This is a genomic window from Chryseobacterium sp. CT-SW4 (assembly GCF_048572715.1).
In the GTDB taxonomy this organism is placed as follows: Bacteria; Bacteroidota; Bacteroidia; order Flavobacteriales; family Weeksellaceae; genus Chryseobacterium.
Window position 1 is genome coordinate 1,704,604 of sequence record NZ_CP183840.1, and the last position, 21,340, is coordinate 1,725,943.

The 21,340-nt window shown below is 37.2% G+C and carries 26 protein-coding genes; 10 read left to right on the top strand and 16 right to left on the bottom strand.

Going from position 1 to position 21,340, the window contains the following annotated elements; all coding sequences use genetic code 11:
- Positions 1-49: 49 nt before the first annotated feature.
- A complete protein-coding gene (locus ABJ974_RS07660; protein WP_419870795.1) occupies positions 50-1,084 on the top strand; it encodes a threonine aldolase family protein in 1,035 nt (344 codons plus the stop codon).
- A 53-nt stretch (positions 1,085-1,137) separates the two neighbouring features.
- Here ABJ974_RS07660 and ABJ974_RS07665 read toward each other — a convergent pair whose 3' ends face one another.
- The 9 genes from ABJ974_RS07665 to msrB all read right to left on the bottom strand — a co-directional run bounded on the left by ABJ974_RS07665 (position 1,138) and on the right by msrB (position 7,039).
- Complete coding sequence (locus tag ABJ974_RS07665; protein WP_419870796.1) at positions 1,138-1,644, bottom strand: hypothetical protein; 507 nt, start codon at positions 1,642-1,644, stop codon at positions 1,138-1,140.
- An 81-nt stretch (positions 1,645-1,725) separates the two neighbouring features.
- On the bottom strand, positions 1,726-2,283 hold the full coding sequence (locus tag ABJ974_RS07670) for a DUF4256 domain-containing protein (RefSeq protein ID WP_419870797.1): 558 nt from the start codon (positions 2,281-2,283) through the stop codon (positions 1,726-1,728).
- A gap of 20 nt (positions 2,284-2,303) precedes the next feature.
- Complete coding sequence (locus ABJ974_RS07675; RefSeq protein WP_419870798.1) at positions 2,304-2,882, bottom strand: YdeI/OmpD-associated family protein; 579 nt, start codon at positions 2,880-2,882, stop codon at positions 2,304-2,306.
- Positions 2,883-2,886: 4 nt separating this feature from the next.
- Positions 2,887-3,354, bottom strand: a complete 468-nt coding sequence (locus tag ABJ974_RS07680) for an SRPBCC domain-containing protein (protein WP_419870799.1) — start codon at positions 3,352-3,354, stop codon at positions 2,887-2,889.
- A gap of 4 nt (positions 3,355-3,358) precedes the next feature.
- Positions 3,359-3,679, bottom strand: a complete 321-nt coding sequence (locus ABJ974_RS07685; protein ID WP_419870800.1) for an ArsR/SmtB family transcription factor — start codon at positions 3,677-3,679, stop codon at positions 3,359-3,361.
- 557 nt (positions 3,680-4,236) lie between these two features.
- On the bottom strand, positions 4,237-5,052 hold the full coding sequence (locus tag ABJ974_RS07690) for a ferritin-like domain-containing protein (RefSeq protein WP_419870801.1): 816 nt from the start codon (positions 5,050-5,052) through the stop codon (positions 4,237-4,239).
- Between the two features lie 26 nt (positions 5,053-5,078).
- On the bottom strand, positions 5,079-5,789 hold the full coding sequence (locus ABJ974_RS07695) for a ferritin-like domain-containing protein (RefSeq protein WP_419870802.1): 711 nt from the start codon (positions 5,787-5,789) through the stop codon (positions 5,079-5,081).
- Between the two features lie 44 nt (positions 5,790-5,833).
- Positions 5,834-6,403 carry a fasciclin domain-containing protein gene (locus ABJ974_RS07700; protein ID WP_419870803.1) on the bottom strand — a complete coding sequence of 190 codons (570 nt, stop codon included), beginning with the start codon at positions 6,401-6,403 and terminating at the stop codon, positions 5,834-5,836.
- 120 nt (positions 6,404-6,523) lie between these two features.
- Entirely contained in the window at positions 6,524-7,039 is a 516-nt protein-coding gene (gene msrB / locus ABJ974_RS07705) for a peptide-methionine (R)-S-oxide reductase MsrB (RefSeq protein WP_419870804.1), read from the bottom strand.
- Positions 7,040-7,129: 90 nt separating this feature from the next.
- Between msrB and ABJ974_RS07710 the strand changes: the two genes are divergently transcribed.
- From ABJ974_RS07710 to ABJ974_RS07745, 8 genes are all read left to right on the top strand, one after another.
- Complete coding sequence (locus tag ABJ974_RS07710; protein WP_419870805.1) at positions 7,130-7,699, top strand: RNA polymerase sigma factor; 570 nt, start codon at positions 7,130-7,132, stop codon at positions 7,697-7,699.
- A 1-nt stretch (position 7,700) separates the two neighbouring features.
- Complete coding sequence (locus tag ABJ974_RS07715) at positions 7,701-8,513, top strand: anti-sigma factor (protein ID WP_419870806.1); 813 nt, start codon at positions 7,701-7,703, stop codon at positions 8,511-8,513.
- Between the two features lie 656 nt (positions 8,514-9,169).
- The gene (locus ABJ974_RS07720; RefSeq protein WP_419870807.1) at positions 9,170-10,252 is read left to right on the top strand and encodes a hypothetical protein; all 1,083 of its coding nucleotides are present in this window, start codon (positions 9,170-9,172) and stop codon (positions 10,250-10,252) included.
- A gap of 31 nt (positions 10,253-10,283) precedes the next feature.
- On the top strand, positions 10,284-10,742 hold the full coding sequence (locus ABJ974_RS07725) for a hypothetical protein (RefSeq protein ID WP_419870808.1): 459 nt from the start codon (positions 10,284-10,286) through the stop codon (positions 10,740-10,742).
- A gap of 304 nt (positions 10,743-11,046) precedes the next feature.
- The gene (locus ABJ974_RS07730; protein WP_419870809.1) at positions 11,047-13,938 is read left to right on the top strand and encodes an AsmA family protein; all 2,892 of its coding nucleotides are present in this window, start codon (positions 11,047-11,049) and stop codon (positions 13,936-13,938) included.
- A 27-nt stretch (positions 13,939-13,965) separates the two neighbouring features.
- On the top strand, positions 13,966-14,958 hold the full coding sequence (locus tag ABJ974_RS07735) for an SDR family oxidoreductase (RefSeq protein ID WP_419870810.1): 993 nt from the start codon (positions 13,966-13,968) through the stop codon (positions 14,956-14,958).
- Between the two features lie 92 nt (positions 14,959-15,050).
- Positions 15,051-15,221: a lmo0937 family membrane protein gene (locus tag ABJ974_RS07740; protein WP_419870811.1), complete on the top strand. Its 171-nt coding sequence runs from the start codon at positions 15,051-15,053 to the stop codon at positions 15,219-15,221.
- Between the two features lie 56 nt (positions 15,222-15,277).
- The gene (locus tag ABJ974_RS07745; protein WP_419870812.1) at positions 15,278-15,889 is read left to right on the top strand and encodes an alpha-ketoglutarate-dependent dioxygenase AlkB family protein; all 612 of its coding nucleotides are present in this window, start codon (positions 15,278-15,280) and stop codon (positions 15,887-15,889) included.
- Here ABJ974_RS07745 and ABJ974_RS07750 read toward each other — a convergent pair.
- The 7 genes from ABJ974_RS07750 to ABJ974_RS07780 all read right to left on the bottom strand — a co-directional run bounded on the left by ABJ974_RS07750 (position 15,872) and on the right by ABJ974_RS07780 (position 20,789).
- A complete protein-coding gene (locus ABJ974_RS07750) occupies positions 15,872-16,546 on the bottom strand; it encodes a phosphatase PAP2 family protein (RefSeq protein WP_419870813.1) in 675 nt (224 codons plus the stop codon). The two genes, ABJ974_RS07745 and ABJ974_RS07750, sit on opposite strands and share 18 nt — an antisense overlap.
- Before the next feature lie 42 nt (positions 16,547-16,588).
- Complete coding sequence (locus tag ABJ974_RS07755; RefSeq protein WP_419870814.1) at positions 16,589-17,062, bottom strand: NUDIX hydrolase; 474 nt, start codon at positions 17,060-17,062, stop codon at positions 16,589-16,591.
- A 119-nt stretch (positions 17,063-17,181) separates the two neighbouring features.
- Positions 17,182-18,213, bottom strand: a complete 1,032-nt coding sequence (gene arsB / locus ABJ974_RS07760) for an ACR3 family arsenite efflux transporter (protein ID WP_419870815.1) — start codon at positions 18,211-18,213, stop codon at positions 17,182-17,184.
- Positions 18,214-18,224: 11 nt separating this feature from the next.
- The gene (locus ABJ974_RS07765; RefSeq protein ID WP_419870816.1) at positions 18,225-18,716 is read right to left on the bottom strand and encodes a GNAT family N-acetyltransferase; all 492 of its coding nucleotides are present in this window, start codon (positions 18,714-18,716) and stop codon (positions 18,225-18,227) included.
- A 62-nt stretch (positions 18,717-18,778) separates the two neighbouring features.
- Positions 18,779-19,252, bottom strand: a complete 474-nt coding sequence (locus ABJ974_RS07770) for a DUF6428 family protein (RefSeq protein ID WP_419870817.1) — start codon at positions 19,250-19,252, stop codon at positions 18,779-18,781.
- Between the two features lie 56 nt (positions 19,253-19,308).
- Positions 19,309-19,635: an ArsR/SmtB family transcription factor gene (locus tag ABJ974_RS07775; RefSeq protein WP_419870954.1), complete on the bottom strand. Its 327-nt coding sequence runs from the start codon at positions 19,633-19,635 to the stop codon at positions 19,309-19,311.
- 167 nt (positions 19,636-19,802) lie between these two features.
- A complete protein-coding gene (locus ABJ974_RS07780; RefSeq protein WP_419870818.1) occupies positions 19,803-20,789 on the bottom strand; it encodes an aldo/keto reductase in 987 nt (328 codons plus the stop codon).
- Between the two features lie 150 nt (positions 20,790-20,939).
- On the opposite strand from ABJ974_RS07780, the gene ABJ974_RS07785 reads away from it, so the two are divergent.
- Positions 20,940-21,299, top strand: a complete 360-nt coding sequence (locus ABJ974_RS07785) for a hypothetical protein (RefSeq protein ID WP_419870819.1) — start codon at positions 20,940-20,942, stop codon at positions 21,297-21,299.
- Positions 21,300-21,340 lie beyond the last annotated feature (41 nt).

The following is a 21,340-nucleotide window of genomic DNA, read 5'->3' on the forward strand; positions in this document are numbered from 1 at the left end:
TTATGAGAATACTGTTTTTCTTATTTTAAGTTTTTTTTACTTTTACTTTATGAAATATTCATTCAAAAACGATTATTCGGAAGGGTGTCACCCTGCTATTTTAGAAGCTCTTTCACGTTATAATTTTGATCAGCAGACGGGTTATGGAGAAGATCAGTATTCCTTAAAAGCCAAAGAACTGATCAGGCAAAAGATAAAGAATGACCATGCGGATATTTATTTCGTATCGGGAGGAACGCAGGCTAACCTTCTGGTTATCTCATCGGTGCTGAGACCTTATCAAAGTGCTGTTTCTGCATCAACAGGTCATATTCTTAATAATGAAACAGGTGCTATCGAAGCGACGGGTCATAAAGTATTATCTATTGAAACGGAAGACGGGAAGCTGAGACCGGAGGATATTGTTCCGGTGTTGGAAAATCACGGTAATATTCCGCATCAAGTAATGCCTAAGCTGATTTATATTTCCAATTCTACGGAGCTGGGAACCATTTACACATTGGAGGAACTGGAAAAACTATCCGATTTTTGTAGGAAAAATCAGCTGTATTTATTTATGGATGGTGCCAGACTCGGGCATGCCCTTACCGCTGAAATGAATGATCTTACACTGGAAAAAGTGGCTGAACTTACTGATATATTTTACCTTGGAGGTACGAAAAACGGAGCATTAATAGGGGAAGCCATCATCATCAATAATAAAGATCTTCAACAGGATTTCGGTTTTAATATTAAACAAAAAGGAGCTTTACTGGCGAAGGGAAGATTACTGGGTATTCAGTTTTTGGAGTTGATGAAAAATGATCTTTATTTTAAACTGGCCGATCATGCCAACCAGCAGGCCATGAAGATCAAAAATGCATTGCAGGAAAGGGGAGTAGCGTTTTTATCTGATACGTATACCAACCAGATTTTTCCGGTTTTGGACCGTCATACGATCAGGGTGCTTTCAGAAAAATTTGAGTTTTATGTATGGAAAAAAGTAGATGAAGATTTCTCTGCTATCCGCCTGATAACCTCTTGGAATACTCCGGATGAAGCAGTGGATGACTTTATACAATCCGCCGGAAAAGTAATACGATAAAAGATTATAACAAAAAAACCGTCTGAAAAAGTTTCTTCCGACGGTTTAATTTTTTATTTCAGGGCTTCCATGATTATCTTACAATCAGCTGTTTCCAGTTTTGTCCCGTCCTTATAGCTGATTTTCTTTTCATCAGTATATTTTACGTGTCCTGTCTCATCAGGTTTTGAGTTGCCAATCCCTTCTACCAGCGTATTATCTTTCTGTATGAAGAAAATATCTCTTTTACTTTTGGTTCCTTCTGATTCAAATTCATAAGTTAATTTTAAAGTATCACCCGATTTGAATCCTGAAAGATCTCCTTTAGAACTGTCTTTCTCACTGTTTTTATAGGCCAGCTTTCCCGTAATGGTTCCCAGGTTGTCATCAATACTTGCATAGATACTGTCTTTGCCAACTGTTCCCATATAGCAGAAAGATTTGGGACCTAATGTGTCAACAACAGCTTCTGTATTGAACTCCGTAGAATCGGTGACCGGAGCCGGAGTTTCTGTTTCCGTTTTCTTATTACAGTTTATCAGCAAACCGGATAATAAACTGAGTGCAATTAATCTTTTCATAACAAGTTTTATAGTTGTGTATTCAAATTTAATTAAAATAATGGTATTTTCAATTGAAGTACATCCTTTCTACGTCTTATTTTACACTTTCAAAGCACCCCGGAATCCTCTTGCTGCATAATAAGAATCGGCACCGTTATGATAAGTAAAAACCGTATTATAACGGCGGTCACAAAATATAGCCCCTCCATGCTCACGAATGGATGAAGGTGTTTTTATCCAGCTGGAAGTCTTCTGATCAAATTTTCCTAACTCCTGAAGATAGCGGTACTGTTCCTCAGTAAGCAGCTCTATTCCCATTTCCTTAGCCCTGTCAATTACATTGCTTTCAGGTTTATTGGCTTTTCGGGCTTCCCAGGCGGGATAGTCGTAGCAAAGGCTTCTGCGTTTAGGACTTTCCGGAGAGCAATCAAAGAAGATGTATTCATCGGTCTTTTTATCGTAGTCTACTACATCAGGTTCACCTTCTGTTTCTTCCATTAGGAAAAGGAAATACATTTTTTCAGGTTGAGATTCCAGCTTCGTCAGAATGGCATTCCACTGGAGATCCGGGTGACGATTGACATTTTTTTCAAAACGCTTTTTTAATATGTCCAGCAGGGTATGGAACTGTTCTTGGGATAATTCATTTTTATTCATGATTAATTAAATTTAAGTGATTAGTCGTTTAAACCTTTGCCTTTAAGAATAGAAGGAATCCATTTTTGAATACGGGACTCGCGGGTTTGGGATTGTTTAGCAGAAGAAAAGTGGAGGAGGTAGGCTCTTTGCCTTCCTGGTGTCAATGATTCAAATGTAATTTTTAATGCTGAATTTCTGTCCAGTTCATCCTGAAATTCCGGAGCTATTTCAAATTCTTTTGTTTTTTTCAACGGAACATCCAGGCCGGATTTTTCTATTTCTACGGCTTCATACATATAGTTTTTTATAATATTTTCATATTCAATGATATCCGGGAAACTGCTGAAACGGATTTGTCTGGCTGCCTGTACGTTTTCGGTCTGTTGGATAAGAATATTTTCTGCGTCGTTCAGTAAAGCACCTTTAAAGAATAGAAGCGCACAATAGTCTTTAAACCCATGGATTAAAAATATATTTTTTCCGTGGTAAGTGTAGCAGGGACATCCCCATTTAACTTCTTCCTGAAGTCCGGTCTGTAAGGCAATTTCTCTTAATTTTTTATATTCTTTCTGCCATTGGGAATCGTTGGTAAAGAAAAAATCAGCTTTCGGGTTCATGGCTTTAATTTGAAGGTTTAAAAATATTCTGCAATCTGTTATGGGCATTGTTTATTCCCTGGGCAAAAGGCAACCTGAGTACCTGGTTTCTGATCTCTACGGATTTATAGATAATATGCATGGTCAGCTTACTTTGTTGGTCGGACAGCGATTCAAATTGCAAAAACTCCAGCTGAACAGGAAAAGGTGTATTTTCCATTTTAAAGGTTCTGGTAATCCTTTCTTCCGGCATAAACTCATGGATGGTACCATTGGCTCTGAAGACCACATTTCCATTCGGGTCGGAGGTTTCAAACTGATAACCGCCATGTTGTTTATTCTCGAGTTTAAGCACTTTGGTTCCCATCCATTGTTCTAGCAGTTCAGGTTCTTGATAAGCTTTAAAAAGGAGATGAATAGGTAGGTCAAATTTCCTGGTGATGAGGATTTCCTGTTTTTCTTCTTCTGCATGAATTTTTGTTTTGAGTTCCATACGGTTACTTATTTTGATAGTTTTTCATGATACTTTCCAGTGTGTTGAATCTTTCATCCCACATGCTTCGGAAAGGTTCTATAAAATCAGCAATTTCTTTCATTTTTTGTGGGTTAAGATGGTATTTTATCTCCCGGCCATTCTGTTCCTTTTTTAATAATTCACATTCGGTAAGGATCTGCAAATGTTTTGAAACGGTAGGCCGGGCGGTATCAAATTGCGATGCAATAGCCCCAGCAGTCATAGATTGGGCTGCTACGAGCATCAGGATAGAACGTCGGGTAGGATCGGCAATAGCCTGGAATACATCACGTCTTAAATTCATTGTGTAGCTATTTGACTACAAATATATATGTAGTTATTTAACTACACAAGTTTTATTTTAAATTTTAGATTATTTCTTTTAGAAATCAATAACTGTAAAGCTACTGAAAAAATGAACGTCCATATAAACTGAAGTATTGAGTGGCTGTTTTTAATTAAAGAAAAAAATAATAATCAGATATGAAGCAAGCATCAACTTGTTAGATAATAGCAGATAACGGCGATAAAGAAAAATACAAAACATTGCAAAAAAGAAGGTTCCAGCTTTTGATATCCTGAGCTTTTCCTGGAAAGAAATCGTACACGGGATTCTCAGCGATTTTAAAAATCTATAAATAGGACTGTAAATGGATGTCTGACAAAAATATAAAATAATGGGCTAAACGATAAATTTCCTATTCTCAATAGTAGCTATAAAAAATCCTATAATTTATATTATGTTAAATTGTATATATTCAAGGTTTTCATTCTGAGCTGTTTACTATATATTAAAATCCCTTTCCGGATAATTCCGGAAAAGGATCACACCATTTCATCATCACTTAGTAACAACTACTTTTATACTATAAATAACGATGCAATAGCCTGTGCATCACTACCACTTAAAATTTCATCATAAGCCGCGGAACCGGCTTCGGCTCCAAACAAGCTGGCTGTGTTATATCCTGCCTGGTTTGTATTTTCTTCTCCGGCGTATACCGGATTGGTTGCTGATGGCATATTTCCGCCGTTGGCAAGTTCTATCCAGCCTTTATTAGCTCTCATTCTACGTACCTGGGAAGCATGTCTCGCTTCTACGGAATGAATCTGTAAAGCAGCCTGAAGAACTACTTTGTTGGACATTACATTTCCTGCCTGCCCTTTATAAGCTCTTACTCCGGTATCTTCAAAAGCCTGGGCAAGAACCATGAACTGATTATAATCTGTAAAGGGAGAAAAATTTCCGTTAGCTGTAAAGTCAAAGGTCGGTTTGTTACCCGGCGTTGTTCCCAAAGAGGTTAATGTACTCTTCAGAAAACTTACATGAGCTGATTCATGTTTTGAAATTTGCATAAAGACGGCTCTGTCTGCATTGGGAATTAATCCTGCTGTGGATAATCCTATGCTGTAATACTCATTTTCCAGGTATTCCAGTACCAGTGCCAGCTGTAAAGCATCCGTTAAGGTACTCTTTAAAGTTCCGGCTGTAAACTCATTTTTTGTAGTTTCAGCTTTTGCGGGTGTGCTCATTAAAGAGCCTAAGCCCAGAGGAACTGCTACTACAGCTGCTTTTTTTCCGAATGCTGACATATTCGTTATCGTTTCTAATCTTGAGGCTTCCGTTGTAAAGAATTTATCGTGGGAAAGCTTATCTAATAATTTAAGAATGTTCATAATTACAGGTTTTTGAAGTTCAAAGATTAATTAATACCTCTCTCCTTCCAGGTAAATTTGGTTTTTATAAAGCCTCCGGCAGCTGTTACTACGTCTTTCGGCTCTTTAGCGAGATCGAGACCGTTTGCGTCCACCACATCATCTCCTGAAAAGTCGGCACTTCCGGGATTGATCAGATTTCGGATTGCTGATGCGTGTCTGGCTTCTACCGAAACTATTTTTCCTGCAATTACAAGATAAGCAGCATTGGTAATATATTTTCCGGCTCCATTGTATGCCGCTACTCCCGTATCTTCCAATGCTTTAGCGGTAGCCAGCACGGAGTTTCTGTCACTAAAATTGACATTGGGATATTGAAAATCGAGGGTGGGAAGTACATTTTGGGTGGCACTGCTGATCGCAGCCTTGAAAAAATCTCGGTGTACAACCTCATGATGATACAGATCCGTGAAAATTTCTTTTTCTACACTGGAAATTCCTGTATAAAAATTATTGACTACTTTGGTGTAAAAATCAGCTTCCAGCTGTTCAAGGGCGTAGGCATAATTCAAAACTCCGACATCTCCTGATCCGAGATCAAAAATTTGGTTATTCTCTATTATTTCAATATCATCATCGTCGCAGCCTATGAGGGTAAATCCGGCCATGGCTAGTCCTACACCACTCAGTTTTAAAAAGTTTCTTCTGCTGGTATCAAGGGTGGCTCCCTGATTAGAAACATGAATTGTTTTTTTCATAGTATTAATTTTAAGGGTTTGGGATTGTGGGTATTCCTGATATTTTATGGCATCAGGACCGTATCTATTACATGGATGACTCCATTGGACTGATTGACATCGGCTATGGTTACCTTAGCGTTATTCCCTTTGGAATCCTGTACATAAAGGTCTTTTCCTTTGGTCCAGAATGTAAGTTCTTCACCTTGTACTGTTTTCATCATACTTTTTCCGTTTCCAGCTTTTACAGCAGCCCATATTTCCTTAGCATTGTATTTTCCGGGCAACACATGGTAAGTTAAGATACTTGTAAGCATCGCTTTATTTTCCGGTTTTACCAGGCTTTCTACGGTACCTTTGGGAAGTTTTGCAAATGCTTCATTAGTAGGAGCCAATACGGTAAATGGTCCTGGCCCTTCCAGTGTTTCCACTAACCCGGCTGCTTTTACGGCAGCTACCAGTGTGGTATGGTCTTTAGAATTTACTGCGTTTTCAATAATATTCTTCGAAGGATACATAGGAGCGCCTCCTACCCTTACGGTTTTTTCTTTCATCATCTGTGCTGTTACCTTTCCGCTAAAAGCAAATGATAAGGCTACCATTGCTAAAACTGTGATTTTGGATCGTGTGTTCATCGTGTTGATTCTTTAATTAATTTATAATGTAATTTGTGTTCTTATTGTCATTTACGAGCTTGGTTTTAATTTAGATTGAAAAAAATGCAATTTATTTTTAAAAACCTGTAAATCAATTCATTAATTTTTGTTAGGCACGAAATCCAGACAGATTGAATTCATACAGAAACGTTTTCCTGTGGGCTTTGGACCATCATCAAAAATATGCCCCAGGTGAGAATTACATCTTCCGCACAAAACTTCTGTTCGTACCATATGATAAGAAGTGTCTTTTCTGTACAGGACACTGTTTTTACGGATGGGCTGATAAAATGAAGGCCAGCCACAGGTAGTAGCGAATTTGGAAGTGGACAGGAATAGAGGATTTCCGCAGACCGCACAATAGTAAGTTCCTTTCTCATCATATTCATAGTATTTTCCTGTAAATGCAGTTTCCGTAGCTCCTTCCCTTGCCACCTGGTAGAGGTCGGGTTTTAAAATTTTCTTCCATTCTGAATTGCTTACTTTCAGAGGGGTATCTGCCGTATGGGAATAATAGGGGTTTTTTGCTTTAAAATGATGGGTCTGAGCCTTATATTTTCCCGGAATAAGTGTGATACAGCAGATGAATATTGCTTTTACTATTAAGTTTTTCATATTTAGTATTTCTTAAATATTTGCTTTAAATTATTTACGATATAAAATTTTATTTAGATTTTATTTGAAATATGTTTTATTTTATTACATTTGGATAGAAAATTAATAGTCATAAAAACAACCTATTCGGAAGAGCAACTTATCGTTTTATTAAAAGAAAAAAACGAAAATGGTTTTCATTATTTGTATGACCACTATTCCGGTGCGTTGTATGGAATAATTCTCCGTATTGTTCAGTCTAAAGAATATACAGAAGAAGTAATGCAGGATGTTTTTGTTAAAATCTGGAATTCCATTCATCAATATGACTCTTCCAAAGGAAGATTCTATACATGGATGATTAATATTGCACGGCATACAGCTATAGATTATTTAAAATCCAAAGGATTTCAGAACGGACTTAAAAACCAATCTATACCCGATTTCGTATATAATTCAGCAGACCTTTCCACCACCAATAATTCGTCCGATTATATCGGATTTAATAATGTACTGGAAAGATTGGACGTAGATAAGCAGGAGCTTATTAATCTTGCTTATTATCAGGGATATACACAACATGAGATATCTGAAAAACTGAAGATCCCTTTGGGAACAGTGAAAACTAAAATGCGGAATGCGTTGATGAAATTAAAGGATTTGTTAAAAGATTATCAATAAATTGAACACTAAGGAATACATATCATCCGGAATTATAGAATCTTACGTTCTAGGTCATGCTTCTCCCGAAGAAGCAGGGATTTTGGAGTGTGTGATAAAGAATAATGCCGAAGTAAGGGAAGCTTTTGAAGAGGCTCAAAAAACACTGGAAACCCTTGCTACCGCACAGTCCGTATCACCTCCTGGCGATCTGAAATCTAAAATTTGGAATAAAATCCGGGAGGAACAGGTTACAGAGGAAGAAAGGCCTTCTGTTTCCTCCAGCTCTCCCCTTATAAAATCTAGGAAGGAAGAGGCTGAAATCAAAAAAAATACCCATTGGAAAACATTGGGTATTGCTGCTTCTGTTTTATTTTTAGCAAGCATTGCCGGAACCTTTTTTCTGGTGAATAAACAGTCCGGAATTCAGAAAGAAATTGCCAGGATGAAAACGGAGAAGCAATCCCAGGACCTGGCCATGCAGAAAATGACTCAAAAGCTGACTATGTTTTCTAATCCTGATATACAAAGAGTTTTGCTGAAAGGAGTTGAAAACCATCAGGATGCCAATGCCATCGTATTCTGGAATAAGAAAAGCAAAGAAGTTTACCTGAATGCTGAAAATCTACCTAAAGCTCCGGAAGGCATGCAGTATCAGCTTTGGGCCATTCAGGACGGGAAACCGGTAAGTGCCGGAATGTATTCCGAAGACAAAGACAGCAGTGCTGTGCTGGCCACTATTCCAAAGGCACAGGCTTTTGCTATTACTCTCGAAAAAGAAGGAGGAAGCGTAAGTCCAACTATGGAAAATATGTTTGTACTGGGGGAAATCTGATAATGAATATGGGGCTAATTCTTTCTCTTTGAATAAAGACTTTTGAGCTATTCTTTTATAAAATGTTTTTAAAATTTACACTCCAAATTACTATTTCCTTTTTTTGGGTTCTTGATGTTCCTGTAATTCTTCCGTAAATTATTTTTAAAAATAGGTAGGGAATACTTGCAATCCCCTACTGTAAAATGGTAGGTTAATTTTAACCTGCCGTTTTACATTTTGTCTTATATAAGGTGAATTTTTTGTATTTCTATATCGAGTTCTTCTTTCAATTTTTATGTAAAACACAAGGTTTTTATAAATAAAAAATACTAAAATAATAGGATTTTTTATTTTAAAATAGTGAAATTAATTAAAAATAATATTCAACATATTGTGATTTATTTTATATTTGTATATCAACAAGTAGTGAAAAAATGTTTTTAAGGGTTTGAGTATTTGAATCATATGATGGGAGAATGGGTATACGCACTATTGTAGGTGTATTATGTGATTTTAAGAATACTGTGTCGAGCGTATACGGCAAAAAAATCCTTAACAATTTATTTCTTGCTTGTATGAGGAATAAATAACACAAATTATAATTTTAAATTATGGCAAAAATCACAACTTACACTGTTGATCCTGCGAAACGTCGCGTCATCACAGTTAAAAACATGGAAGAGTTAGGAATAACAGATGAATTAATTCAGAATTTTTTGAAGAAAAAGATCCCTGAATTAAGGAGAGTTAAAGTAAATGAAAAAGGAACGCCTGTTCTGGATAGTAATAATCAACAAATCCCTTTATGGCCTGTGGGAGTCTCTATAAACGACAAAAAATTCGGAAATTTTCCTGACCCAAATGCTGCACAACGGGGATGGATTGGTTTCTTTGAAATTGGAGCGCCCTTGTTTGAAGAAAGGTCAAATATCATTCCACCCGTTGCGGATGTAATATCTACCAGAACCTATGATAACAGATCTTCTGAAGTGCGTCAGTTTTCTGATACCATTGAATTTACTATAGAGAATACGATCAGTTGGAGCTTGTCAGGTATGGGAAGCCTTACTTTTGGAGGAGAAATTGAGGGGGAATTACAGAGCGAAATATCAAAAACTATAGAGAAGAAACTGGAAGAGAGTTTGGCAAATGGTTTAGAAAAAAGACAGAACCATAAAGATCTTAATCATAAAGACGATGTAGGAACCGAAGAAGAATCAGAAGCCACTACAAAAACTGAATTTACCAGTACCAATTCAAGCATGGTGAGCTATACAGCGACAGGTACTGCAACGGGCCGTGGGGAGTTACATGCGGAAATAGAGCTTTCTTTGACGGGTACGATTTCCGGGACACTTACAACATCATGGAACTCAACATCTAATGTTTCAGGAAATATTCCTGCGAATTCCCGTGTGGAGACCTTGGCCACACAAAGACGTCAGGTGAAACAATTTACTTATGAAGTACCCATTACATTTGATGGATACATGGCTTTGAACTATGCCGAATTAGTATTTCCTATTGCGGATGGAAATGGTCCGCCACTAGCAAGTACCAATTATTACACTCCTTCTAAAGTAATTCCCGCCAGTATATCATACTTAGAACTTGTAGAGAAAAATAAGCTATACAGACCGCAAGGAATAGCTGAAACAGTCTCAGCTCTGGATGTAAACCATTCTATTTTCGACACCAAGCAACTTAATAGAGATGTGAGTGAAAGATTCGGAACAGAACGTCCTCATAATTTGTAAAATCAATATAACCTATTTAAAAAACAATCATATGGCATTTCCAGATATATTCAATTTTGGCCGCAGTATAGCTGCAGGAGGAAACAACTCAGAAAAAAAACTTTCAGGGTTAATACCAAAAGAAGAAAATGAATCAATCAGTGTACCTCCTCACGATCCGTTTAAACCCTTAGAACCGGCTCCACAAGATCCAAAAATTGTGAGAGAAACATCTCCACAAGCTGATATCATATTTAATTTTATAAGCTCTACAGTTACTTCTGATATAAAACAATCTAGTGATAATGTAGAAAAATCAATGAGTGATCCTTCATCAGTAGTTGATCCGGCAGCCGGAGCTATGGGTAAAGCCAGAGAAACTTCCGATAAGGTTAATGAGGATGCTCCTACTCCTGATGATGAATCAATTCCTACTCCACCACCACCTAAAAATGTAAAACCAGATGGATGGAATGATATACCCAAACCAAAAGATCCTAAGAACAAGTAGGTATAGATAAGTTTTTAATCAGATATTTTTATCAAAATATGAGCCTCAGATACAATCTGAGGCTTTATTTGAATGTTTTTATACCAGAAGCAAAATATCTTTCGATTACGAAAAGTTTATTTTTCAGCCTTCCATTATTACTTTGATTAAAAATTTTCAAAGCCCCTTCACTAAAGTGAATATTAGATAATAATATTAATAAATCAAACTATATTTTCATTATAATGGCTTGATTTTAGATATGTAAATGATTATTGTTACTTATTTGTAATAAAAAAGCTGTAAAAATCAAAATTATCTATTTATGGAAAAGTTTAAAAAAATAATTTTGAAGATTTTGAAATGGATGGGGATTTCAGTAGCATCAATTCTTTTTCTGATGTTTATTATTCCCATTTTGTTTCCCGGTACTATTTCACAACAGGTAAAAATCTTTGCGAATAAACATCTTGCCGGAAAATTGGATTATAAAAAATCACATCTTACATTTTTCAGGCACTTCCCTTCTCTTACAGTGTCTGTAGATGACTTTTTATTGCAGGGTTCCGCCCCTTTTCAGCAGGATACCTTACTCGCGGCAAAAGAAGTAGCAGTAGGAATCAATCTGAAGAACCTTATCTTCAACCGTGAGGTCCGGATTGATGAAATATACGTAACAGATGCCTATGCCAATGTCTTTGTAAACAGTAAAGGACAGGCTAATTATAATGTTTATATCTCTCCTTCCGATAATAAACCTAAAGATACTACAGAGACGGGAGCTGCTATAAAGCTGGATCTTATTAAGTTCAGAAATTGCCATATCAGATATAATGACCATTCCGCACGTATTTTAGTAGATGCTAAAGGTTTGAATTATACCGGTAAAGGTGGTTTAAGTGAAGATATTTTTGACCTTAAGACTAATCTCGGGGTGGATAAAATAGATTTCAGTCTCAACAGAATTTATTACGCCAAGCAAAAAAGGCTCAAAGCAGACCTGATTACCCGGATTAATACGAATGCCCTAACCTTTGTACTGAGGAAAAATGAGTTGAGAATCAATGATCTTCCTTTACGGTTTACGGGCTTCTTGACCATACTCAAGGACGGCTATAACCTGGATATTAATGCAGCTTCACAACAAACAACGATCAGGGATATGATCTCCGTACTGCCCCCACAGTATCTGGATTGGGCAAAAGATACTAAAATAGAAGGTAACAGCGATTTATTCTTTAGTCTGAAAGGCAGGTTCAGTGAACCGCGAAATCTTAAGCCAAGGTTAAAAGCAAGGTTATTCATCAAAGACGGATTTGTTTCGAGTGGGAAAGCTCCGGTACCGATGAATGATCTCAATATGGATCTGAATGTTGACCTTCCCTCATTAGATACGGAACAGATGGCTTTGGACCTTAAAACTCTCAGCTTTAATTTAGGTCCGAACAATAATTTCCGCGCCGTGGTCAGAACCAAAGGTCTGAATGAAATGCAGGTGAATGCAGATATCAAAGGAGCCGTCAACCTTCAGACGCTGGATGAAGCATTGGGCTTAAAAGATATTGATCTGCGTGGTTTGATGGATACCAATATTCAGACAAAGGGTATTTTCAGTCTGGATAAAAAATTATTTCCTAAAACCAACGGCTATCTGCATCTTAAAAACGGATGGCTGAAGACCAAATATTATCCTAACCCTATTCAGAATATCAATATGGTTGCCGATATTAATAATACGGACGGAACTTTCAGGAGCCTCGGTGTAAAGCTAGATCCTTTTAGCTTTGATTTTGAAGGAAACCCGGTGTATGTAAATGCAGATTTGAAAGATTTTGAAGATCTGCTCTATAAAGTGAGGGCAAAAGGTGTTTTAAACGTAGGACGGATTTACCAGGTCTTTGCACAAAAAGGCTTGGATGTTAGCGGAACAGTAATTGCCGATCTTTCGCTTAACGGCCGCCAGAGCTATGCAACTACGGGCCAGTACAGCAAACTGGATAACCGGGGGACCCTGATCCTGAAAAACATCAAGGCGACTACTTCCTATCTTCCTAAATCTTTTTACATTAGAGAAGGAAATTTTCAATTCGAAAATGAGAAAATGTGGTTCCGTAAATTTTATGCGACTTACGGGAAGTCAGATTTTGCCCTGAACGGATACCTGCTTAATACCATTAATTATTTCATTGAAAGAAAAGGAACTCTTCACGGGAAATTTGTGCTGAATTCCAATTATATCCTTATTGATGAATTCATGGCCCTTAAAAGCGGTGACAATAATAAAAAATCTATCGAAGTAGAATACGCAAAAGTAGAAAATCCGAAAAGCAGCGGTGTGGTTATTATTCCGAAAAATCTGGATGTTTCCCTGGAAGCACATGCCAAAAAAGTAGAGTTTAAAGGTCTGGATCTTAACCAGCTTAATGGTACCGCTTCTGTAAATGCAGGACAGGTATATCTTAAAAATACTTCTTTTGATGTTGTCGGTAGCCGGATGAATATTGATGCACGCTATCAGGATGAATCCCCTATTACCGCTAATTATGATATCGCCCTTAAAGTACAGGACTTTAATGTTCAAAGAGCTTATAATGAAATAGACATGGTACGGGAAATGGTTACGGCTGCTAAGAATGTGAAAGGTATTGTGTCCCTGGATTATAAGCTTAAAGGAGATTTTGATAAAAATATGAGACCTATTTATCCGTCTTTGGAGGGCGGAGGAATTGTGAATCTTCGGGATGTGGAAGTGAAAAACCTTAAAATGCTTTCCGTGATTGGCGATGACATCGGAGCAAATGCTTTTAATAATCCCGATATGAAAGGAGTTAATATTGAAACCAATATTAAAAATAACCTTATCCACGTGGATAAATTTACTTTTAAAGTTTCTATTCTGAGACCTTCGATCAGTGGAACGACGAGTTTTAACGGATTATTGGATTTAAGAGTACGGGTGGGTCTTCCACCGGGTGGCTGGATCGGTTTTCCGATAGTAGTTACGGGGACTCATGAAAAGCCCAAAATAAAGATTTTCAGTAAAACAGGTCAGGGAATTGTGGATGCTCTGTACAATAGGAAATCCAACAGGGTAATCCGTGAAGAAAGACGTGCTGAAAAGAAATCACGTGTACAGCAGCGTAAAGAGAAGCAGGCTCAGGAAAGAAAAGCTAAAATGGCTGAAAGACAAGTAAGTAAAGACCTTAAAGAAAAATAAATTTAAATTATAAAAAACCATCACAAAATGAAATCGGATCATACATTAGAAAAAAGCCTGAGAGGGAAAACAGTTGTAATCACCGGAGGTAGCAGTGGCGTAGGACGGGCAGTTGCCGAAGCTTTTGCCTTGGAAGGCTGTAATATTGTAGTAGCAGCCAGAGGTCAGGAAGGTTTGGACGAAACGGTAAGCTTATGTAGAGATTTGGACGTTTCTGCGATTGCTGTGCCTACGGATGTTTCAAGAGCAGAAGATGTACAGAACCTTGCCAATAAAGCACTGCAGTTTAACGGAAGGATTGATATCTGGGTGAATAATGCGGGGGTAATGGCCAGCGGTAAATTTGAAGAAATTCCGATGGAACTCCATGAGCAGGTCATTAAAACCAATCTTTTCGGGTATATGCATGGGGCATACATGGCATTACCTATATTCAAAAAACAGAATGAAGGAATCCTTATCAATAACGTGTCTATCGGAGGTTTCATGCCGGCTCCTTATAGTGCGGTATACTCTTCTACCAAATTTGGAATTCGCGGTATGATGGAATGCCTGCATGGAGAAATTTCTGATTTCCCTGATATTCATATCTGCAATCTTTATCCGCAGATCCAAAAATCTACAGGAAATATGCACTCTGCCAAATATTCAGGACTGGATTTCAAAATACCTCCTTTTGCTGCTGATCCCAGAGATACGGCTGCCAAAGTCGTTGAATTGGCAAAACATCCTCAGAAAGACCTGTTTCCGGATGTCACTTCCCTGTTGTTAAAAAATATTTACGGATTATTTCCAAAGCCCATTATTAATATAGCTTCGGCAGGAATGCGACTGGTAATGAAAATTAAAGATGCTCCCTCTGTGTCGGGAAATGTATTGGAACCTTCGTCAGAACCTCACCGTATCTATGGAGAAACAATGTTTTCAGGATCTTCCAGGAAAATAAAGATGGCTCTTTTAGCAGGCGTTGGGCTGGGCTTAGGGTATATGCTTTTGAAAAATAATTCTTCGGAGAAATAGCCTTAGATATGATTATTATAAAAAATATAATGATAACTAATAAGGCATAAAATATGCATTTATTTAATCAATAACTTTAAAACTTTATCATCATGAGAAATTTATTATGGTTAGTAGCAGTCATTTGTATTGTGGTATGGCTTTTAGGAATGTTAGGTATTGTACCTGGAATCAGTACAGGATATTTACTCCACGTTCTATTGATAATCGCCGTTGTTGTGATACTTTATAATATTATTTCAGGAAGAAAACCTCTTGATTAAGTATTTACAATACAGGGGTAATTCATTATTGGCTTACCCCTTTTTTATGTGCACTTATGGATCAGCTAAGCTTATTTGATAGCAATGAATATTACCGGTTTCCCAAAGAATTACTGGAATATACAGAACATTTTTTATCGCAGGAGGAAGCTTCAAAGCTGGAAGAATTACTTCTGACAACGGTACCATGGAAACAGCGTACCCAAAAGATGTATGATAAAGAAGTTCTGACTCCCAGATTAACGGCATGGTATGGAGATGAGAATAAATCTTTTATACTCAATGGAAGCCGTATTCCGGTCAATAACTGGTCGCCCGAATTACTATCTCTGAAAGAACGTATAGAAAGTGCTACCGGTTATCATTTTAATACTGTTCTGCTTAATTTATACCGTGATGGGAATGATTCCGTCGCATGGCATCGGGATAAGGAAAGTGAACTGGATAACCGCCCTGTGATAGCTTCTCTTAGCCTGGGACAGATTCGTAATTTTGATTTCAGAAAACTGGATGATCATAAAAATAAATACAGCTTACCCCTTCCCCATGGTTCATTGCTGATTATGAAAGGAAATTTGCAGGAAAATTGGGAACACCGGATAGCTAAATCTACCAAAAAGATGCGGTCCCGCATTAATCTTACTTTTCGTTTAGTCCGTGAAATATAATCCTCCTCGTTCGGCTAGGATACTTCGCCGATAATAATATCCGGTCACCATTAAAAACATAATACCAAGCAATAAGCTCCCCATTACGTCACTAAACCAATGAGCTCCTAAATATATTCTTGAAATGCCTCCAAGGAAAATGAGAAATATAAAAAAGGTAATTAAGAAAGCCTTCAGAACCTTGTTCATTTTTTTATGATAATAAATTATAATAATGATAGAACCGAAAAACACTGTGTAAAAAAGGGTATGTCCGCTCGGAAAACTCTGAAATTTGGCATCTTCAAGAATGATAGCAAAGTCCGTAGTAGGCCTTGGCCTGTTTATCAGGATTTTGAGCAGTAAACACAGACCACTGGAAATTAAAGTACCGGAAATAAGCAAAGCTTCCTTCTTATAGCGGAATGCTGCGAGTAGAATAATCGTAATGGTTACAAGTACGGAGGCTACAGATGTTTTACCCATCCAGCTTATACTTTGCATCAAAGTGTTAAGGGAATTACTATGCTGTTCCTGTATGAGTTTTGATACCCGAATATCTGTCGACTGAGGTGGTTCCAGCGCAATAAAACCTGTCAGCAGCATGAATGCAAGAAGCAGTATAAAGAATAATCCGGAAAAAAGATGTTTATTTTTAGGTATTGCTTTCAATTTCATCGTTTTTCATGAGCTAAGATGATACCAAAGTGGAGGAACATTTTATATTATTCCGTTTTTTGTAGAGAGGATTTCTTCCAGTTCGGTAATAAGTCCGGCCTGCGCGGTATTAATCTGTTGTTTAGCCTGTTCCGAAGACCACCATTTCCACTGGTCAACTTCCGGGATTTTCATCTTTTTACCTGATCTCGGTGGCCAGTCGATTTCGAGATGATTGCTGTGCATTACCGAAGGATCTGCTTCTCCCTCCACCGCCCACGCGTATACTGTTTTTCCCCCTTTCTGCCGGATAGGTGAAAGTTCAATAAAATTCCCGTCTATGGTTTGTCCGGTTTCCTCTTCAAATTCAGTTAATGCCCTTTTCAAAGGCTCTTCATCCGGTGCTATCTCTCCTTTAGGAATAGACCAAGCTCCCAGATCTTTATTTTTCCAGAAAGGACCTCCGGGATGAACCAGAAAAATAAAAAGCTGAGATTCTTCTCTTTTAAATAATAGAATTCCGGCGCTTATCTTCATGCCTAATTTAGTTATGGGTTTATAAAGATAAATATATTTGATTTTAAATTAAAATAAATACTATTTCAGGTAATAATCAGTCTATTTTCTTCATTGGTCTTGTTAACCGAGTTATATTTTCAGCTGTAATATTTTTTCTTTAACCATAAACTTATTTTTACAAGCAATATCAAAACCGGCACTTCCACCAATGGACCGATTACGCCTACAAATGCTTGTGGAGAATGGATCCCGAAAACAGCAATTGCCACGGCGATTGCCAGCTCAAAATTATTTCCTGTTGCTGTAAAGGATATTGAAGCGTTTTTATCATAAGGAATATCAAAAGATTTGTTGACAAAGAAACTTACAAAGAACATGAGTACAAAGTATACGATGAGCGGTACAGCTATCTTTAAAACATCTAATGGCAGTTCTAAAATTTTATCCCCTTTGAGACTGAACATCAGTACAATGGTAAATAATAATGCATATAGGGTGAGCGGCGATATTTTAGGAATAAACTTCCTGTTGTACCACTCCGCACCTTTCCGTTTAATTAAAAGATAACGGCTCAAAAAACCTGCTAAAAAAGGAATACCTAAATATATCAGAACACTTTCTGTAACATCTCCCATTGATACCGTAACATTAAGATCAGCCAAACCTAGTTTTTCAGGCAGGACATTGATAAAAAGCCAAACCATAAAACTGTAGCTCAATACCTGAAATATACTGTTTAGGGCAACCAATAATGCTCCGTATTCACGGTTACCTTTAGCTAAGTCATTCCATACAAGTACCATTGCAATGCATCTTGCCAGCCCAATAAGAATTAAGCCAATCATATAATCCGGTTCATTTCTCAGAAAAATGATGGCCAGTAAAAACATTAAAACCGGTCCGATAATCCAATTCAGTAACAGAGAAATTCCCATTGCCTTTTTATCCTGAAAAGCTTTTGGTAACAATGAATAATCAACCTTTGCTAAAGGAGGATACATCATAATTATTAAACCAATTGCCAGCGGAATATTGGTGGTACCTACGGATAAAGAATCCGTAACTTCAGAAATATAAGGAAAGAAATATCCTAAACCTATTCCTAAAAACATAGCCAGGAAGATCCACAGAGTGAGGAATCTATCAAGAAATTTTAACTTAGGTTGCATATTTACTTATATTAATTTATACCGACTATTTTACTTCTTCTTTCCATGATCACCGTATTTTTCCATACTCCTCCTAGTTTACCTATTTTTTCCCGGTAGCCTACTGTTCTGAATCCAAACATGGTATGTAATGCTATGGTTGCTTCGTTTTCTGCGAACATTCCGGATTGTAAAGTCCAGATACCGTTCGCTTCACTTTCTTTAATGAGATGGTCCATTAAGATTTTTCCTACTCCCCTTCTCCTGTGGTTTTCAGATACGTAGACACTTACTTCTGCTACTCCTTCGTACACACACCGGCTGCTGACTTTTGATAACGCAATCCACCCTAGTATATCATTACCCTCAACACAAATAAGCCTGCTATGGGGTAATTTACTTTCATTCCAGATCTCCCAGGACGGCACCGAGGTTTCAAAGGTTGCCATTCCGGTATTGATGCCCTGTTGGTAGATATGGGCAATATCATCATAATGATTTTTGTTGATTGAAACTATTTCCATTTTATTTTTTTATCGGGAAAAATATAGAGCACTTTAGTCCATTCACTTAGGGTTATTGGAACTTAGCAACATCCGGAATTGGGGGAACAATGGGACGTAGAACCTGGAGAAAGCTCGGATAATTTCACTTTTTGTTTTTCGCTGGGAATACCACAAGCATCCTGGGCCAGGCAGGCTGTTGTTTTGTTTTTAAGAACAAAATTTTGTCCGTTGAATTCCAAATCAAATTTACCTATTGTTGTATTTTGATACTCAACTTCAATTTCATCGTCTTCGATTCCCAGTTTTTCTTCTGACAATCTGATAATATTTAAAAGTTTTGCAGGTTTTAAGCGGTGTTCAAAATCATCAGCATTCCATAGCTGAAAGTTTACAACCTTCTCATTTCGGATAATTCCGCCACAATCTATAAAGTGTTTGGTAATCGTTCCGATTTCCGTTACATGAAAGTGTTCAGGAACAAAACTTCCATTTTCTAATTGAAATTGGACATTTTCCAGCGTCGGTAGAATTTCTTTGATTTCAGATAATTTCATTTTTTTTGATTTATTGGTTAATTGCTATATTACGATATATGTGGCTAAAAAAAAGGCTAACAGCATTTCTGATCGCTAGTCTTTACAATTATATTTGAAAAATAATCTTTAAGAATTTCAAAAGTTTTTTCGTCAATACAGTAACAAATGGCAGTTCCTTCGATATTACCTTTAATAAGCCCTGCATTCTTCAGCTCTTTCAAATGTTGGGAAACTGTAGCCTGGGCCAGAGGTAATTCATTAACGATATCTCCACAGATACAGGTATTTACTTTTAATAAGTATTCAATAATGGCAATTCTTGCCGGATGTCCCAATGCTTTTGCAATGGTAGCGATTTTATTCTGCTGTTCCGTAAAATGATCTGTTTTAGTAGCTCCCATATTGGAATGAATATTATATCGCAATATTACGATTAAATATTGAACTTAAAAAATATTTTCTCACTTTTTAATTATAATCTAATTTATCAGGGACCTAAAGTGGAATTAAAAAATAAAAAGCAGTTAAAAGAAACTGCTTTTTTATTGAATTGAAGATATTGTAAGAATTAAGGAGTCTGAGCCTTTTCATAAATCAGGCCTTCAGATTTCAGTTCCTTCCAGAAATCAGTAGGAACCTCAGTATTTAAGGCATCCATATTATCCTGGACTTGTTCAGGTTTACTGGCTCCGGGGATAATTGAAACAAACTCATCTGCTGCCAATACAAAGTGCAGGGCTGCATCTACAATGTCTATATTATATTTTTGAGCAATCTGGGAGATCCTGTCTCTTTTTTCATTCATTCCCTTAGGGATAACATCTTTATAGTTGTACCGTTCTCTTCCGGTTATGAACCCTGAATTATATCCGGCTCCCGATACAAGCTTTACATTTGCCTTTTTTACGGCAGGAAGTAACCTGTCCACCGCGTCTTCATGTTCTAAAATAGAATATTGCGTAGCCGAAAGACAGATATCCGGATCCGCTGCTTCTATACAGTCCAAAATAGGTTCAATTTTATTGACACCCATACCCCATGCTTTAATCACACCCTGGTCACGCAGATCTGAAAGAACTTTAAAAGCTCCTTTCTTGGCCTGTTCCAGAAAATATGGATAGCGGTCCCCTACCTGGTCCTCAGATAAATCATGGATGTAAATGATATCGATATAATCCAGTCCGGTACGTTCTAGGCTCTCTTCAATAGATCTTTTGACGGCATCGGCAGTATAATCATGCCTGAAATCAAAATTAAGCGGATTTTTCCACATCGTAGGCGGAACCTCAGATTCCGGAACTTGCTTAAATAGCCTTCCTACTTTGGTGGAAAAACGAAATTCATCTCTGTTCTTATTCTTCAGGAAATCCCCGAACCTTCTTTCGCTTTTGGTAAGTCCATACCATGGAGATGTATCGTAATACCTGGTTCCCAGATCCCATGCCTTCTGTAATATTTCATGGGCTCTTTCATCACTTACATCTTCAAAGGCTGTTCCGATGGCTACCCCACCCAGTCCTAGTCTGTGTTCTTCCGTTAGAATGTCTGTTTTCATATAGAATATTTTATGGTTGTGTATTAAAAAATGCAAACATCATGCAAGAAGCCCTGAAAGCAGCCTATAAACAGACTCTTTTAATAGGAAACTGTTTTAAATCATATTATTTTTTTCTTTCGATCGGGATTTAAAAACTACTTTTACAACATGAGATGGTTTCCCATATTTTTTTTAACCTTATTTCTGTCTCTTCGTCCTTTAATTCCTTTATTGGACTACGCCATCAATTATGATTATATCTCTACCGTTCTGTGTATCAATACCCAGAAAGCAGAACTGAATTGTAATGGTAAATGTTATCTGGCCAAGGAAATGGCGAAAACCAATGAAGAAAATTCTGCTAATATGACCGCAGGATTCAAGTTTATTGATGTTTTTTTGGGAACTGAAAGTCTTTTATTTACTAATGATACTTCCACTTTATCATTTACGGAGAAGAATTTTTTCTACACCGATTCTTATATCTATCTTTTATATACCCGGGTTTCAAAACCACCCACAGTTTAATGTTTTTATTTATAGGATATCTTTAAGGATATCTTCCCTAT

Coding starts and splice junctions, on each gene's coding strand:
- ABJ974_RS07750 (WP_419870813.1), bottom strand. CDS start 16,546: ATGAAATTGAAAGCAATACCTAAAAATAAACATCTTTTTTCCGGATTA.
- ABJ974_RS07735 (WP_419870810.1), top strand. CDS start 13,966: ATGAAATCGGATCATACATTAGAAAAAAGCCTGAGAGGGAAAACAGTT.
- ABJ974_RS07725 (WP_419870808.1), top strand. CDS start 10,284: ATGGCATTTCCAGATATATTCAATTTTGGCCGCAGTATAGCTGCAGGA.
- ABJ974_RS07700 (WP_419870803.1), bottom strand. CDS start 6,403: ATGAACACACGATCCAAAATCACAGTTTTAGCAATGGTAGCCTTATCA.
- ABJ974_RS07745 (WP_419870812.1), top strand. CDS start 15,278: ATGGATCAGCTAAGCTTATTTGATAGCAATGAATATTACCGGTTTCCC.
- ABJ974_RS07675 (WP_419870798.1), bottom strand. CDS start 2,882: ATGAACCCGAAAGCTGATTTTTTCTTTACCAACGATTCCCAATGGCAG.
- ABJ974_RS07680 (WP_419870799.1), bottom strand. CDS start 3,354: ATGGAACTCAAAACAAAAATTCATGCAGAAGAAGAAAAACAGGAAATC.
- ABJ974_RS07660 (WP_419870795.1), top strand. CDS start 50: ATGAAATATTCATTCAAAAACGATTATTCGGAAGGGTGTCACCCTGCT.
- ABJ974_RS07780 (WP_419870818.1), bottom strand. CDS start 20,789: ATGAAAACAGACATTCTAACGGAAGAACACAGACTAGGACTGGGTGGG.
- ABJ974_RS07695 (WP_419870802.1), bottom strand. CDS start 5,789: ATGAAAAAAACAATTCATGTTTCTAATCAGGGAGCCACCCTTGATACC.
- ABJ974_RS07755 (WP_419870814.1), bottom strand. CDS start 17,062: ATGAAGATAAGCGCCGGAATTCTATTATTTAAAAGAGAAGAATCTCAG.
- ABJ974_RS07775 (WP_419870954.1), bottom strand. CDS start 19,635: ATGGGAGCTACTAAAACAGATCATTTTACGGAACAGCAGAATAAAATC.
- ABJ974_RS07730 (WP_419870809.1), top strand. CDS start 11,047: ATGGAAAAGTTTAAAAAAATAATTTTGAAGATTTTGAAATGGATGGGG.
- ABJ974_RS07670 (WP_419870797.1), bottom strand. CDS start 2,283: ATGAATAAAAATGAATTATCCCAAGAACAGTTCCATACCCTGCTGGAC.
- arsB (WP_419870815.1), bottom strand. CDS start 18,213: ATGCAACCTAAGTTAAAATTTCTTGATAGATTCCTCACTCTGTGGATC.
- ABJ974_RS07690 (WP_419870801.1), bottom strand. CDS start 5,052: ATGAACATTCTTAAATTATTAGATAAGCTTTCCCACGATAAATTCTTT.
- ABJ974_RS07785 (WP_419870819.1), top strand. CDS start 20,940: ATGAGATGGTTTCCCATATTTTTTTTAACCTTATTTCTGTCTCTTCGT.
- ABJ974_RS07665 (WP_419870796.1), bottom strand. CDS start 1,644: ATGAAAAGATTAATTGCACTCAGTTTATTATCCGGTTTGCTGATAAAC.
- ABJ974_RS07765 (WP_419870816.1), bottom strand. CDS start 18,716: ATGGAAATAGTTTCAATCAACAAAAATCATTATGATGATATTGCCCAT.
- ABJ974_RS07770 (WP_419870817.1), bottom strand. CDS start 19,252: ATGAAATTATCTGAAATCAAAGAAATTCTACCGACGCTGGAAAATGTC.
- msrB (WP_419870804.1), bottom strand. CDS start 7,039: ATGAAAAACTTAATAGTAAAAGCAATATTCATCTGCTGTATCACACTT.
- ABJ974_RS07740 (WP_419870811.1), top strand. CDS start 15,051: ATGAGAAATTTATTATGGTTAGTAGCAGTCATTTGTATTGTGGTATGG.
- ABJ974_RS07685 (WP_419870800.1), bottom strand. CDS start 3,679: ATGAATTTAAGACGTGATGTATTCCAGGCTATTGCCGATCCTACCCGA.
- ABJ974_RS07720 (WP_419870807.1), top strand. CDS start 9,170: ATGGAAGAGTTAGGAATAACAGATGAATTAATTCAGAATTTTTTGAAG.